Here is a 15407-nt window from a genome sequence, read left to right as displayed (position 1 = left end):
TTTTAAAACAGTGATTTATGGGTTTTGTTTATGTTTGAAACTAGTATTTCTCATTTTGACAGTCACTTTGAACAATTCGGCTAACGACAACTGTTAATGCCGCTAGAATGTAAATTGGCCAAGTGAAACCTTGAGTCAGAAACGTGCCTGATACGATGGTACCGATAAGCCCACTTAACACGGCGTTTGCTCCTACAGAGAGGGTGTAATCTGATTTTGGTGTCAGCAATGAGATGGAATGCAAAGAGGTGCGGATCAATGACACAATTAAAGTAATGAACACCGCGAGCCCGACAAAACCCGTTTCTGCTAACACGCCAAACCAAGTACTATGGACGGCGTGGTTGATACCATCCCAATGTGGGCTATAGAAATAGTAATTAAAGTAGAAGTTATCTAGACCTACGCCAGTCAACGGGTGATGCAGCGCCATTTTAAATGCCGCTTCCCACGCATAAAGTCGCCCCATCGCAGAGGCATCTATACCATCCTCAGCGGCTCCCCCCGATTCTCGTCCTGAAATACCAGCGAATGCGTAGAGTACGATCGCTGCGATGGCGCCTAGTACCAAGACTAATGTTTTGCTTTTGATGTGTTTAAAAGCAAAGTAGGCAAATACAGACAGTGAACCTAGTAACCCACCGCGGCTCTGCGTCTCAATGATCGCAAAGAACAAAACCAAACAGGTGATAAGGGCAAAGAGCCTGAGATGCTTGGGGGAATGCTTCTCCATCAATTGACTAACGGTAAAGGCAAGGGGAAACATCAGCACTAGTGCCAAATCGTTAGGATCGCCAAGTACTGAACCTATGGATCGTCCTATTGACACGCGTGTTCCTTCGACTAAATCAATGCCATTCGCAGCGTTTTGTAATGCCACTAAGCCAATCAATAATCCGGCGAAAATAATTGCTTTTGACATCTGAGCGAGCTGTGAAGGTTTAGTAATAAGCCAGGTGATGGCCAACGTCATAATGATGATTTTCCAATAGGTATTTTTGAACACCGTTATTGCGATATCACGACTGGAAGCGAATATGATTCCGATGATCACCAGACCCCAAAATATACACAGCCACTTTAATGAAGGGTGCCAAAAAGCTGTAATCTGGCGGCTTATAAGAAGGTGAAAAGCGAGTGCGGCGAGTGCCCCCAGTGATAAGAGTAATGGGATCTTGAAGTTATAGATAACAGGAAAGGCTTCGTGAATACGAAAGAATGAAAAAATAACGAACAGTGTGACAAGCCAAAACGTTTGATTGAGAACAAACAGTAACGCGAGTGGTGCGAAACACAACGCAACAATCAAAATGGGATGAGGTATAACAATCCAAAGCAGGCCGATACAGACAGTGATCGTCAGTGCTGCGATGGACTGTTTTGTTCTCACCTTGGTTTCATTCATAACGAGTATCTCTTCACCTGTCCACGCCTTTTCACTATGTATCGAGTGAGAGCATTTAGCGTCTCTTTACTCACGTAGCGAGTGGCTATCCATGCCAGCAAACTGCATGTCAAAATGCAAATTGCGATGGCGATGCCTATTGATTGTGAAGAGTGAAGCAGGAACAGTGCCACACCGGATATAATCTGTAATAAAACCATCAGACTGAGGTGAAAAGGCAACGTCATACATTGTTGGCTTACTACATAAGTCAGGCCCAACTTACACAGTTGTGCGTAATAAAGCGCAATGAATACCCCATAAATGCCCAGAGAAGATAAGCCAAACAGCAAAGCAATCGCAACGCACGCAGAGACGACATTTATACCCAGTAGCCAGCGAGTACGACGCTTGTACAAAATGGAGATGTTAATCAATTCACTCCATTCTTTTAACATGGCGATAGGCAGCAAGAATAAGCTAAATAGTACTGCCTCATGATAGGTTTCTGGCAGTAAGTAGGTGATCATCACCATTGCTAATGTGCCGACCACTACACTCAAACCTGTGATGTAAATCATACCTAGGTGTGTGATGCGCACTGCTTCAGTGTTCTTGCGCCCTTCTAAGTAGTTAAATCGACGTGGCATCCACCACATGCCAAATGGCTGCACTAAAATACACATGCCCACTGCAAATTTTACCGCTATCGCGTAAATCCCTAACGTCGCAAGAGAAGTGTTGGCACCAATGAACCAGCGCTCAGCGCCATTGAGGCAGAACGCAACCAATCCAGCCATCATCATTGGTAGGCAGTAGTTTAGGTATTGTTTTGCCAATGTCAGCTTAGGAAGGGTGACATTGTAACGGTTAACGATGTGCAGCCAAACAAATTGAGTAATAGCAGCCAACAAGCCCCCCCACAAAACAGAAATAACATGGGGATGAACAGACAGCGCCGCGACGATAAAAATGACCTGAAAAATGGTGGTAGTGACCATGACGTTAAGCAGTGTTCTTGCTTTGTCGTCTTGTGTTCTTAACCAGGCAGTGCCGATTGCAATACTGCCTTCTAGAACGATGGCAAACATAACAATAGCAAATTCGACTCGCGTAATAGGCGCGGGAATGGGGGCGATTAAAATGATAGTGAGCAAGCTAAGAGCGACGACGCCAGCGATGAGTAAAGCAAGTGAGTACAGCTGGTTTAGTAGGCTTGTGCGCGTATTTTTATCCTTTTCAACGCCGACGAATCGATAAAGCGCTTCATGCAAAGCGAAACTGACGAATAAGGTCGTAACAACACCAAAGGTTGTTAGAAGCTCAAGCTTGCCCATTTGTTCTGGTGAGAGAAAGTGGGGCAATAAAGGCAGCATGATTAGGCTGATGCTTTTATTGATCACTAAGGCGATAGCAAATAGCGTCATGTTGGTCATTGCTTTAGACATGATCATATCCTTTGATGTCTCGCGGTGTCTTGAGTGTGCAATCATTGTTGGTAGCAATTTCGGCAGCAAGGTGCTGGGCGATTGGCAAATAACAACGTTCGGCTGTGTATAGTTGAGAAACATTGAGTGCTTCGATACCCATCGTTACTTTCATCCACGGCGATTCATTCAAAAGGCGAATTGCGTTGTGTAACGAAGCCACATTGTTAGGCGTGTATTTAATACAATTTCGGCCGTGAGTTAACACGCGGTCCCAATAACTATCATCATGTGGAATGACGACACACATACCTGCAGCGAGCGCTTCCAAAATAGATAACCCAAAAGGTTCGTTGAGACTGGTGGAAACAAACACACCACACTGTGAACGCAATTCATCTAAGTTGTTTGGGCACTCATGCCATTCAACACCTTGTGTGTTGAAGTCCGGTGTTGAATATTCCACACCTGCCACGTTAGGTTTGATGTAACACACGGTGGATTTGATCTTTTTCGACTCATCAAGTGTTAAAGCATCAAGCAAAAGATCGATGTTCTTCCATTTTAGTAAGCTAGCTGCCCAGAAAACGCGGCTTGAAATCGGATTCGCTTGTTTTGGCCAGCGATCTTTCGATAATCCATTAACAAACGTAGATGTATTCAAACCACACCAATAGCGTTCGGTGGCTGGCTTCTCTGTTTTGAGGTAGGCCTGTAATGCTTCTACCATTGATTCGCGGGTGTTTGCCAAGTAGTAAATTGCCGATGCTTTTACTAAGCAGTAGCCAGCAGATCTCGATCGTCCAATAGGGCCATGAACCATCTGTACCACAGGCTTTTTGCTAATTAATCGTAGTAAGTACAAAGGCATATCATTACTTGGGCAAGATAGGCCCAAAAAGCTATCTATTTTTGGCAGCTTCATGCACGCGTAGAGAAGTTGGAGAAAGTAGTAAGCGTTCATCAACCAGTAGGTCAGTCCATGAGTCGAGTTAAATGGTGATGGTTTTATTTTTATAACTTGCACACGCGGTGTATCACTAAGCAGTGACGCCCAATGCTCTGGATTTGTAGTGAGTAGATAACCAATCACGTTCAGCTTATCGCACTGCTTAAGGAGCTCTGCATTCGCGATTTTGGATCCACCTTGCATTGGGATGGCGTCGAACATCAATACACGTTTCATGACCGGGCTCCTCAATTGATGCTCAACCAGCGTGAAAGAGGCTTCATGCAGTGAGTCATTGGCATTGGTGTAATGGCGTTGTTATTAAGTTCACCTTCGTAAATACGTTCAATAGCGTTGATAGATGCAGTCGTCGTTAAGTGCTGGCTAGCATGTAGGTAAGCGTTTTCCGCCAGCTTGTTTCTTAATGCCGCGTCTTGCATGACTTGTTGAATCGCGTTTAACAGGCTCGCCATTCCACTGTTCTGGTACAGCAATGCAGAGTGATTATGCTCGAACAACTCAGGAATGCCTCCCGTTTTAGGAGCCACGATAGGCAGTTGAGCTAAAGCCGCTTCCCCGAGCACGAGACCAAAGGCCTCTTCATAGGCGCCGCTAATAAAAGCGTCTGCATTACCACACATCCACGCTCCGGCATTGTGTTGCTCCCCGACAAAGTGCACTCGTTCTTGGATACCAAGATCCGCGGCAAGCTGTTGCAATGCTTCTCTTTCTTCGCCGTCACCAACAATAACAAGGTGAGGGTTGTGGTGGTGGTAGTTGTGCATGCGCATTGCGCGAATAAGGCGGTCGAACCCTTTGCGCTTAATCAGCGAACCCACCGACAGAAAGGTAAAGGCCTGTGATGGGATTCCGAGGCGATCTTTAATGTCGATGGGTGTATCCACGCCTTGAAGTGACACGCCGTTGTGTACGACATGAAGTTGGTTTTGCGGGTAGCCGTCCTGAAGAATTTCGCGTCCAACATCTTTGCTAACGCAAATCAATTTTGGAGAGAGGTGAAGTCCGAGAGAGAAGCGATCGCGCAATGTATAATGGCAATGAAGTTGCGTGACAAGTGGTATATGATTCATGCGAGCAGCCAAACACATCCATTGACAAGGGCCGCCGCTATTGACGTGTACCAAGTCGATGCTGTGCTTTTCGATCAAAGCTGAGCCTTGTTTGATAAGGCTATTCCACCCGTTAATATCCCAGCGTGGAGCGCTCCAACCACCCACCAAATTGAAGGCTGAATGTTCCGCTTCAATTCCGAGCGATTGGCACTTATCGATTAATGGTTGGCAGTTTGACCATACGAATGGCTCAAACTTATTGCGGTCGATTCCTGAAATGAGATCCAGAAGCACCACTTCACTGCCGCGAATCCAATTATCACCATAATGAACATATAGAATGCGTTTTGGCGTAGTCATAAGTCACCTCTGTCTCATCATTAATCTGCGTTAACTGCTGAGCTGCAATAGAGATGCCAAAATATGCCATTAGTTTATGTGATTGAATCTTATATGATATTTATGTTTGGAAGTCATCATTCTCATATTGAGAACCAATATGGATTAGTGATCCGTTTCAATTTGATATTTTTGTAGCAATACGGGAATCACACTTTGCGCTGAGAAATCATCAATGATGGTTTGTCGAGCATTCTGGCGAATGAGTGATTGTTGCGCCTCACCAATCGACATCCAGTCATGAAGACATTTAGCAAGAGAGGGAATGTCTTCGACGATAAAACCATTTTTACCCGTTTGGATAATATCTGGAAGACGACCTACACGTAAGCTCATCACGGCAATGCCTCTCGACATGGCTTCAAGCGCCGCCATTGGAAGACCCTCATAACGAGAAGAAATGATAAGTACACTGATATTTTCCCAAACACCTTCCATATCGGTTTGATGGCCGAGGAAAGTCACGTTTGAAGGGGCAGTTTGATTAAGCGACTCTTTTTCTGGGCCATCACCGTACACACTAAACTGTAATGTTGGACAGAGCCTCGCTACCTCAATAAATTGATCGGCGCCTTTTTCCTGACTCAATCGGCCGACAAAAGCGATCTCCTGATAGTTGAGTTGACTGTTGGGAATCGAAACAAAGTTATTCAGCAGTTCTGAAGAACAAAAAACTTTGCGCTGAATACTTGGACTGACAGCAAAGCAATGGTCAGATAGGCTGCCTGAGCTTCTATCAAGCCAATCGTATAGCCATAGTTTCCCTGAGGACGATTCACCAGCATGATAAGTTGAAATCAAACGAGGAAACGTACGGGTGAGCAGTTTGGCGCAGCGCGACAAAATCGACGCTTTATAACCATGAGAGTGAACCACTGAGGGTTGGTGATTGGCGACGGCGCTTGTTAGGTGTTTAATTTTTAAAGCTTTATTGGGCTCGCCAGACAAATAGTTTAAGTAACTCACAGGGATCGCGGCTTCTTTTGCCTTCTGTACAATCTGAGCGGCTGGCGAATACTCAGTGGTTAGCACAACTCGAGCTTTGTTTCCAAAGGCGATTAATCCCCGAGCTAGCTCGATAACGTGACTTTCAATGCCGCCGAATAGACGGCTATCAAGCAAGATCCAAATTTCACCAATGGCAGGTTTATCAAGATTGTTCGAGATTAATTTCATCCGCTTCCCACGCTTGTTTTTTTCGGTAAACCGTAGATGGGCTTAACTCCAGCATGACAGCGGCGTTGAGGACGTTGCCATCACAGTACGCAATTGCGTTTTGAATTGCTTCACGCTCTACTTGCCACATAGGACGAATGGTTCCATCAGAGTTAAAGTACGGTGAGGTAGCAGCAGAGGACGGTGTACCAGGCTGCTCCGCTGCGGTAATCGACGGTTCGACCGCAGAAGGTGAAGGTTCCTCAGTATAAACAGGTGGTGGTGTGATTGGTGCAATGTTTGCTGACTCTTGAGCAACATGCGCAGGTGTCGTTGTTTTCGTAACTTTTGACTTTTTAGTGAGTTGAGCGGGTAGGTGGCTCACCGTGACTTTTTCGTCGTTATTAAGCACCACAATGTTACGTATGATGTTTTGTAGTTGCCTTACATTACCCGGCCACTCGTAATGCTTGATGATATGTTGAGCTTCGCTGTCGATTGTTGAGAATTTCTTTTTGTCCTGTTTGGCGTAAGTGGTCAAGAAGTGCTTGGCAAGCGTGACGATGTCACTTCCTCGTTCACGTAATGGAGGCATATCGATAGGTATAACGTGCACACGGTAGTATAAGTCTTCACGAAAACGACCTTCTTCTACTTCTGTTAATGGATCTCGGTTAGTGGCACAAATGATTCTCACATCCACTTTCATTTCTCGAGTGCCACCAAGAGGAGTGTAAGTGCCCGTTTGTAGAAAGCGGAGCAACTTCTTTTGCATCTCAAGTTCCATTTCACACAGCTCATCAAGAAAAAGCGTACCACCATGTGCCAGCGTCGCCGCACCTTTTCGATCTGTTGTTGCTCCAGTAAAGGCCCCTTTAACGTGACCAAAAATCTCACTTTCCATCAAATCTCGTGGAATAGCCCCACAGTTAATTGCAATAAAAGGCTTGTCTTTACGGTCGCTCTGGCGGTGGACGGCTTCAGCACAAACTTCTTTACCTGTGCCGCTTTCTCCCACAATAAACACACTGGCAGAAGTTGGCGCAACAGCATCAATGGTCTTGTATACCGCCTGCATCGGGAGGCTTGAACCGATGAATCCATGATAGTTGTGGCGATCAAATTTGGACTGAATATTTTCCACCAAATCTTCCAATTTGGCGCGTTTGAGGTGCAATGCGACTGATGTTTTTAGGCGATCAGCGTTTATGGGCTTTTCTAAGAAATCTTCCGCACCTTTTTGAATTAGATTAACGGCTAAGTCGACGCTGCCGTGTGCCGTAGCAATAATAACGGACGTAGGAATGTCATTCTGGTTGATCCAATCCAACACGTCTTCGCCAGACATGTCGGGCAGTTTCAAATCGAGAATGATGAGCTGAGGTTTGCTTCTTTCAATAAATTGAATCGCTTCGCGACCTGTCTCGACATGAAAAATGTCATAAGGTTCGTCTTTCACATACTGCTTATAAAGTATGGCTAGTGAAGTAGAGTCCTCTACCAGTAACACCCTTGGTCTCATAGTCCCATCCCAACGTAGTTTGTTTCATTTTTTATGATTTTTGTCAGCACTACTATTTGGCATTATGAGTGGTTTATAGCTCTCTAGTGCTGAAAATTCTCAATTTGAGAAAAGCGTTATTTAAGTATTAGCACAAGGTAGGAAATTTGCGAAAAATCCATACTTTTTAATTGATTAAGTTATACCCAAATAATTTCAAGGTGTGTGGCTTGGCGAGGGTGACTGAATTTGGAGCCTAAATTTCTGAGATGATGTCGGCATCGCGCTTTATCAAACGCGATGCTTCGCTAGGGAGTAAGACACTGATACTACTCAAACCCTTGAGCTTTTCGCTTTTCTAACGCATCAAACGATTCATTGGCGAGTTGAGGAAGTGTTTCACAAAGCTCCAATGCTTTTGGTATTTTTCCTTCGACACAGTACTTCTCAATCATTCTTGCTTGTCTTGAAAGCGTTCGATTGCCTAGAGCGAGAGCAGAACTGCCCAGTGTGTGAACCTCGAACTCTAATGTTTGAAGGTCTTTTGTGCTTAATGCTTGCTCTATTTTCTCCATGCGATCGCGTGACTCTTCGACATAGTGCTCAATCAAGGTAGGGATGATTTCGGCGCACGTATCTTTGATCATTTGCTGAAGAATATGCTCATCCACTAATTCTTGCTCGATAGTCAATGTGTTATTTATCGTCATAATAGCGCTCCCTATAACATAAACAGTTCGCTTTTTTTAATTTGCTGAGACAGTTTTTCTTTCCACTTTTTTGGTAAGAAACGCAGCTTGGAAACTTGGCGGATTAACTCATCTTTCAGGCTTGGAGTGTGCTTCATGTTCAGTACAGAACCAATCAAGTTCGCATCGCTAGCATCGAGTAGCTTTTTGGCTTGCTCGAGCTGGGTTGCAGTCGTAGAGCCATAATGCGCTACTAACAAAGTAGCATCACATACGCCAGCAATCACTTGAGGCGCAATATTGCTTCGGTTGACACTGAGAAGTGGTGATGTATCTATCACGACGCGCTCGTACTGCGTTAACCATTGTGCAATGTTTTGTTTCAGCGTTGTTGGGTCTCGGTACGCTAACTGAGTGCTGGCGAGAGATGGAGCAGGGAGGCCGACTAAAGTTTGATGTGTATTCTCTCGTGTGATCAAATGGCCAACCTTCTCGTCATCATCAAATTCGTGAACAGTGTGATAAGCGGGTTTGAATAAGTTAAGGTCTACATACAAAGTATTGTGGCCTGCTAAAACCAAGCGCTCTGCAAGAGATGACGCCACGGAAGTGACACCATCTTCAGATTTACAACCCACAACACAAATCGTTTTGTGGCCTTTCTGTTCACTCTGAAGATAAATTTGCTCAATCTCAGCGTGAGTTGCAGGAATAGTCATTACAACGCTCCTATTAACACGATGGTTGTGGTGATTTGTAAAATATCTCTTAATCCTGCCCTCGCTTTTTCAACAAAGCTCTCGTCTTTATGGGGAATGTAAATCGTGTCGCCTGCGCGAATGACTGGCAGCTCATAAATGTTGGCTGTTTTACTAAAGTTCACCAAATCAAATGTTCGGGCTTGGCCTTGGCAGCAAGACATATTGACCACACTGATCTTTTCAAGGTAGGCATTGTCAGTTGGTCCTCCTGCTTCCGCTAACAGATCAAGCACTGTCATGTTGTCATTGAATACGTATCGCCCTGGGGCTCTTACTTCACCTAATACGCGTACCGTGGACTCTTTTGAACGATCTAACCAGTTTTTGTTTTTTTCTGGAATGTAAATGGTATCACCAGGACGAACGTGGGGCAGAATTGACTCATCGCCTGTTTCAAAGTACATCGATAAATTCAATTTACTCACTTTGGCATAACCTAGGCCTCGGTGTGTGACACGGATGTTGTGAATATCTGCATCCATTGTCGGTCCGTCGGCGGCAGACAAAATATCCAGAAAATGCATATCTTCGGTGAAACGATAGCGCCCAGGTGCATTGATCTGTCCGAAAACGTATATTGATGCGTCAGAGCTTTGGCTTACCCATTGCGATTTATTATCGGATGGGTCGTCAGGCAATGCATGTACCCTTACGACTGTACCAGCGGAAACTCGAGGTAGGCTTGATGTTGGCGAGCCATCCAGAATGTATTGGTCTAAGTCAAATTGTGTCATTTGACCGTTATTGGCGACTTCAATTTTGGTGGTATCAGCTCGTCGAGTTGGGCCTCCAACGTGTGCAAGCAGATCAATCAAATCCATTTCGTCTGACCACTCGATGCGTCCAGGGCGAACAACTTCTCCCATCACTGCGACCGCTCGACTAGGTGCTACTTTTAACCAAGACTTCTCATTGAAATCGGTTTTCTCCGGTACGAAAATCGCGTCTCCTGGTCCAACATTTGGTGGTCTGGCTGAAGATAGTCCTTCTGTATGCGCGGTAAGATCGAATTTGATGACTTTGCCATCGGCTTTTATAACGCGAATTTGGCGAGATTCTGCGTAGCGAGTGGGCCCGCCAGCGTTGGCGAGGATATCCATGAAGCTAGCGCCTTGCTTGCCTTCGTATGCCCCAGGATGGGCGACTTCACCCATCACGTAAACCACATTTGCACCTGCTTTGATTTCTTCTTCCTGTTTTGGGACAAAGATGGTGGCACCTGGCAGTATCTCTGGCAGTAGGCTTTGGTCTCCAGTATCAAGGTACTTTTTCAGGTTAAACATGGTTGGGTTATTGTTTGTTATCACGCGAATTTGCTCAACACTGGCATATCGTGTCACGCCGCCAGCTCGCATTACGACATCAACTAGCGTGGTGTTTGGCTTGTATGAGAACGAGCCAGGTGCGTTGACTTCACCAAAGACTTTGATTGCACGAGCGGAATCTGCGCTGTCACCTGAATTCGCGAGTTTTGCTGCATCAAACTCTTGCTCAATATTCCCTACGAGTGGGGAAGCGGGGACAAATAAGACATCCAGTGATTCTAGTTTTGGCAGCTGGCTATTGTCCCCCGTATCAAGGAAGCGTTTGTAGTCAAATTCAATGTTTTTATTTCCACGTTTCACGATCATTTTATCAAGCTGAGCCCCTGCGCGCAGGCCTCCAGCTTCGTACACAAACATTTGAATGTTGGACCCAGAAGGTAAGGTATATTCACCGGGTTTGACCACGTAGCCTTGAACGGACACTAACAACTGTTGCTGTTTAATAAAAACTCGAGCGTTGTTAACGTCACGATACACGGTCTTTAGCCTGTCGATAATCACGTCTTGGAGTTGTTGTTCATTGTAGCCGGCCACTAATACAGGGCCGACTTCTGGTAAATTAATTCGTCCACGACGATCAACCTGAAACCCTTGGTTTAACGACGCCTCTCCAGGTAAGTTAATCTGTATTAAATCACCGACCTTAACAGTATTGCTCTCATCCGCTATGGAAGAAGGTACCCACGCGACCAGGCACAACAACATTAAGAGGATAAATGGTTTCATCGTGTTCATAGCGCGCCTCCTGCCGTTGGGTTGCGGTTTATTGAGCTATCGCTATCTGAATTAGGGCTAATAACCTCGATGCTTACTCGACGATTAGTTAAACGCACGGCGGATGTTTCACCTTCATAGAGTGGCAGGTTATCTCCGACAGATTTGGTAGTGACTCTCTCTGAAGTGATACCAAATACGGTTAGGTAACGCTTTACTTGTTCTGCACGCGCTTGAGCAAGTTTCTGGTTGTAATCGGGGGTTCCAGTTGCATCCGCATGCCCCGTTACTACAAGAGATAGGTTAGGGTGGTCACGTAAAATGTAGGCTGCTTCTGCCAAATGTCCCATGTACTTCGGGTTGATTTCAGCTGAATCGACAGCAAACTGGTTGTCGATATTAAGTAGTGCATAGATATCCGCGACTATGTTTAGGTCGCTACGCAGCGCTTCAATATCATCGGGCGGTGTGCAAGTGGTTTGGCTCAGTACGTAGTCGAGTTGTTGTTCGAGCTGGTTTAAGCGTCGACGCTGAATCACAAGGTCGTTGGCAGCGTCGAGAAAAAGCCCACCTTCTAACTCGCGCGCAATTCTATTTTGTTTTTCAAGGGCCTGAACAACTGCCGCAGGAAAACACCAGCGCGCGCCCTCTTGGATTAGTGCGTCTAGATGTAACTTGGTCAGTTGCCAATCAAACCTTAACCCATGTTCTGGACCTAAAGGCTCGTCAGGCATCACTGGGGAAAACTGATAATTCTCGATCGAGATATCTTGATAGCTTTCCGCCAAGCCACCTTTTCCGTGTTCTGGGTAGTCAAACGACGAACAACCAAACATGCCGACAACAAGACCGCTTAATGCATATCGTCGTATAAGATTTACCATGCCAACCTCCGTTTAAACCGGTATTTTTAGTGTCCTTTTGAGTTAACGGGAATGGCATGGTTGATACGAAGCAAGCTCATGATTTCTAAAGGTTGGCCTGATACGTTTTCAATACTCATGCTTCTTTCACGTTCAACTAGACGCTTATATAAGTAAACAATGGCACCAATCCCTGAAGAATCAAGAAATTGGACGTGCTGTAGGTTAATTTCGACTTCTTTGTGATGATTGTTGTGAATTACCTCATCAATGTGATGTTGTGCTTGTCGACAGCCGCTTGCATCTAAGTCACCAAAAAACTCAATGGCTAACTTGTCTTGATTGATTTCTAGTTTGCGTAGTTCCATGACTCTGTCTCCGTTTGTTTTTCTAATTGGATATAGAGCAGGTAACGTGCCAATTTGAAATTAATTAAAAATCAAATAGTTAAATATTGTTAATGATATTGTTCAATTTGAGAAAGGACTGATTCTCAAATTGAGAATCAAAAACGTACAGAGAAATGGTTTGCTTATAAGAGGTGTTGAGCCGAAAGAAGTCGTTAGAGCTGGGGGCTCGTCATGATTAGATTCCAGCTCGATTGACGAACCATCCGCCTTACGTGAATAACGTGTAACGACTAAATGCAAAACCTGTCTAAAGTTTATGATTATCTTTGCAAATTATTACTAATGTTGATTGTTATGAGTCGAAGAATGACTAGTAATAAATAGGTCATCGAGAGGACTTACGTTTCAATAAAGACGATTTTTTGTACAAGGTCTTCTTATGCCATTAAAAATGACATTAATTGCGCTGGCTGTTATGGCAGCGTCTTCACAGCCTCAAGCGGATACGTCTTTCGCACCACCAGTTTCTCTTGCACAAAGCTATCAGGATGGCATTGATGTGTCTGAATATTGGTATAGCGAAAAACTTGATGGTGTTCGCGCTTATTGGACTGGGCAACATCTCGTGACGAGAAATGGTAATCGAATCTACGCCCCAGATTGGTTTACAGGACCTTTGCCTGATTATCCGTTGGACGGTGAACTTTGGGCTGGGAGAGGTAACTTCCATCTTGTTCAGCAAACGGTATTAGATAAAACTCCTGTAGAGTCTGCTTGGCGACACATCGACTTTATGATCTTTGATATGCCATATTCCGCTGGTGATTATCGGAAGCGTTATTACAACATCAAAGATTTAGTGCTTGAAGTCGACCAGCCTCATATCAAATATGTCGAGCACCGAGCGATTCAAAATGAAGCTCATCTGTTTACACAGTTGGATAAAATTTCAATATCCGACGGTGAAGGGGTGATGTTGCGAAAGGTATCAAGCCGCTATCAGGCTGGACGCGGTAGTGATTTGCTTAAACTAAAACGATACGCAGATGATGAAGCGTTAGTTGTGGGTTATAAGCCAGGAACAGGGCGCTTATTAGGTATGATGGGAGCAATGTTAGTTCGCTTACCAAATGGCATTGAGTTTTACATCGGTAGCGGATTTACCGATGAAGTGCGTCGCCAGCCTCCGAAAATTGGTTCAACCATTACATTTAGATATAACGGTTTTACACATACTGGTAAACCACGTTTTGCTCGATTCTTGCGTGAAAGGCTGAAGGAATAGAACGCTCTGCACTTACTAGTTGCCAACGGTTACGCCACATCGTTTGAAGAGACCCTGCCAAAACTGAACGTGGTTTAGGGTTTCTTGCCTAAATGTCCTATGTGCCTCAATGATGCCATACTGGTGACCATGGAGTTGCATACGGTTCTCCACCAAAGTGGCACCATCATTAAGTTGTTGATAGGTACTGTCTAAATAAGCCAAATAAGGTTGCACTTCTTCAACGTAAATGGATTGAAAGACATTTCTTAAGTAGCGGAACTGGGTGGTGTCTCTTTTCGGCCCGCACAATACATTGCTCTGGTTCTGCTCAAGTAGCTGAGTTGTCGCTTTTAACCAAAGGGATGTGTTTACCATTGAATAGTAAAGTCGTCCGAGTAAACGAGATTTCTCTAACTCTTCTTGATATTGCGTAACTTCCACATCGGGTAGACGTGAGACCGCGCGGTGGGGTAAATCATACATTTCGCTGAAAATACGATAGACATCGTTAATGCGTGCAATATCATTCGTCGTGTCTTGAGATAGCCAATCAGAGGCAGTTAGTTGCTTCTGCATGGCATCACTTACGAGTAGTAAGTTGTCGAGATGAATGTCTAAATGTTGCCACTTGGTTGAGTAAAGCTCTGTCAATGTCGCGCGTTCTTCATCGCTAAGTGGAAACTCGGATAAACATCGATGCATGACTCTTAAAAGGGCAGTTTGATAATCAAAATCATGAAAGGCATCCTGCACCTTGCCAAGTTGTGAGTTTTTCTCGGCAAGTAAATTAAAGAGTCCGCACTGTCGTAATTGATAGCTCTCTAGCAGGCCAATAGATAGCCTTGGCAATGGCTCGAACAAAACGCGTTTCGCAGGAATCGTTACCGTAGACTGTAGTGTTATTGGAATAGCAGGAACGTCCAATACATTGGCTACACGTTGATGATACTTATCAAACATGGCGTTCTCTGGATTGAACCAGTTATCACAACCATTAAGAATCATGATTAAGAACAATAAAATAGACCGCACAAATATCCTTTTTTCTAACTTCGTATCCGTTGTCTAGAGAGCAAAATCAACCGCTTTGTAATCTTGTTATAAGTATACTCAACCGTGTGATTATTCGATCAAAAAAGCCAGCGGATGCTGGCTTTTTTTACTTTTTATTGAACTGAAAAGTTCAATTGCACTTCTGGCTCTTGGCGATGCATCCAACGCATTCTGACGCCTAACATAAAGGCCGCAGAAGATAGGCCGATGATAAAACCAAGCCAGAAGCCTTGTGCTCCCATTGGCTCAACAATCCAGTCTGTACGGCCAAGGACGTAACCAATTGGCAAGCCAAGAATCCAATAAGCAATAAAAGTACGGTTGAAGATGGCTCGCATGTCTTTATAGCCGCGTAATGCACCAGCTGCGATCACTTGAACCGCATCCGTACATTGATAAACAGCGGCAAACACGAGCAGGTGCATCGCTAGAGTGATTACCTCTGGGTTGCTAGTATAAAGCTCGGCGATCCACTCACGAGACAAGACGGTTAAAAT

14 protein-coding genes are annotated in these 15407 nt (G+C 44.7%); 1 reads left to right on the top strand and 13 read right to left on the bottom strand.

All coding sequences use genetic code 11. The features are described from left to right. Nucleotides 1-40: 40 nt before the first annotated feature. The 11 genes from IQP38_RS05295 to IQP38_RS05245 form a co-directional block, all read right to left on the bottom strand. Entirely contained in the window at nt 41-1405 is a 1365-nt protein-coding gene (locus tag IQP38_RS05295; protein WP_054576902.1) for an O-antigen ligase family protein, read from the bottom strand. After that, nucleotides 1402-2832, bottom strand: a complete 1431-nt coding sequence (locus IQP38_RS05290; RefSeq protein WP_193837383.1) for a lipopolysaccharide biosynthesis protein — start codon at nt 2830-2832, stop codon at nt 1402-1404. The genes IQP38_RS05295 and IQP38_RS05290 overlap by 4 nt, the downstream gene beginning before the upstream one ends. Continuing rightward, the gene (locus IQP38_RS05285) at nt 2825-3997 is read right to left on the bottom strand and encodes a glycosyltransferase (protein WP_005377641.1); all 1173 of its coding nucleotides are present in this window, start codon (nt 3995-3997) and stop codon (nt 2825-2827) included. Before IQP38_RS05285 ends, IQP38_RS05290 begins: the two co-directional genes overlap by 8 nt. Nucleotides 3998-4008: 11 nt before the next feature. Continuing rightward, the gene (locus IQP38_RS05280) at nt 4009-5193 is read right to left on the bottom strand and encodes a glycosyltransferase (protein WP_193837382.1); all 1185 of its coding nucleotides are present in this window, start codon (nt 5191-5193) and stop codon (nt 4009-4011) included. A gap of 144 nt (nt 5194-5337) precedes the next feature. After that, entirely contained in the window at nt 5338-6408 is a 1071-nt protein-coding gene (locus tag IQP38_RS05275; protein WP_193837381.1) for a glycosyltransferase family 4 protein, read from the bottom strand. After that, entirely contained in the window at nt 6383-7909 is a 1527-nt protein-coding gene (locus IQP38_RS05270) for a sigma-54-dependent transcriptional regulator (protein ID WP_193837380.1), read from the bottom strand. The genes IQP38_RS05275 and IQP38_RS05270 overlap by 26 nt, the downstream gene beginning before the upstream one ends. Before the next feature lie 308 nt (nt 7910-8217). Then, complete coding sequence (locus IQP38_RS05265; protein ID WP_149191800.1) at nt 8218-8598, bottom strand: Hpt domain-containing protein; 381 nt, start codon at nt 8596-8598, stop codon at nt 8218-8220. 11 nt (nt 8599-8609) lie between these two features. After that, on the bottom strand, nt 8610-9296 hold the full coding sequence (locus IQP38_RS05260) for an AAA family ATPase (protein WP_005377635.1): 687 nt from the start codon (nt 9294-9296) through the stop codon (nt 8610-8612). After that, on the bottom strand, nt 9296-11398 hold the full coding sequence (locus tag IQP38_RS05255) for an SLBB domain-containing protein (RefSeq protein WP_193837379.1): 2103 nt from the start codon (nt 11396-11398) through the stop codon (nt 9296-9298). The genes IQP38_RS05260 and IQP38_RS05255 overlap by 1 nt, the downstream gene beginning before the upstream one ends. Then, on the bottom strand, nt 11395-12261 hold the full coding sequence (locus IQP38_RS05250) for an OmpA family protein (RefSeq protein ID WP_193837378.1): 867 nt from the start codon (nt 12259-12261) through the stop codon (nt 11395-11397). Before IQP38_RS05250 ends, IQP38_RS05255 begins: the two co-directional genes overlap by 4 nt. A gap of 26 nt (nt 12262-12287) precedes the next feature. After that, a complete protein-coding gene (locus IQP38_RS05245; RefSeq protein WP_017634929.1) occupies nt 12288-12608 on the bottom strand; it encodes an STAS domain-containing protein in 321 nt (106 codons plus the stop codon). A 421-nt stretch (nt 12609-13029) separates the two neighbouring features. Between IQP38_RS05245 and IQP38_RS05240 the strand changes: the two genes are divergently transcribed. Next, on the top strand, nt 13030-13875 hold the full coding sequence (locus IQP38_RS05240; RefSeq protein ID WP_053307085.1) for a DNA ligase: 846 nt from the start codon (nt 13030-13032) through the stop codon (nt 13873-13875). Between the two features lie 15 nt (nt 13876-13890). On the opposite strand, the gene IQP38_RS05235 is transcribed toward IQP38_RS05240, so the two are convergent. Both IQP38_RS05235 and IQP38_RS26300 read right to left on the bottom strand, forming a co-directional pair. Then, on the bottom strand, nt 13891-14862 hold the full coding sequence (locus IQP38_RS05235; protein WP_017634927.1) for a DUF3080 domain-containing protein: 972 nt from the start codon (nt 14860-14862) through the stop codon (nt 13891-13893). A gap of 161 nt (nt 14863-15023) precedes the next feature. Then, nucleotides 15024-15407 (bottom strand): MATE family efflux transporter (locus tag IQP38_RS26300; RefSeq protein ID WP_265575739.1); only part of this gene is annotated, 384 nt, incomplete at its 5' end.

Source organism: Vibrio sp. OPT41 (assembly GCF_015163595.1).
Lineage (GTDB): Bacteria > Pseudomonadota > Gammaproteobacteria > Enterobacterales > Vibrionaceae > Vibrio > Vibrio alginolyticus.
This window is presented reverse-complemented; position numbering and strand designations above follow the sequence as displayed.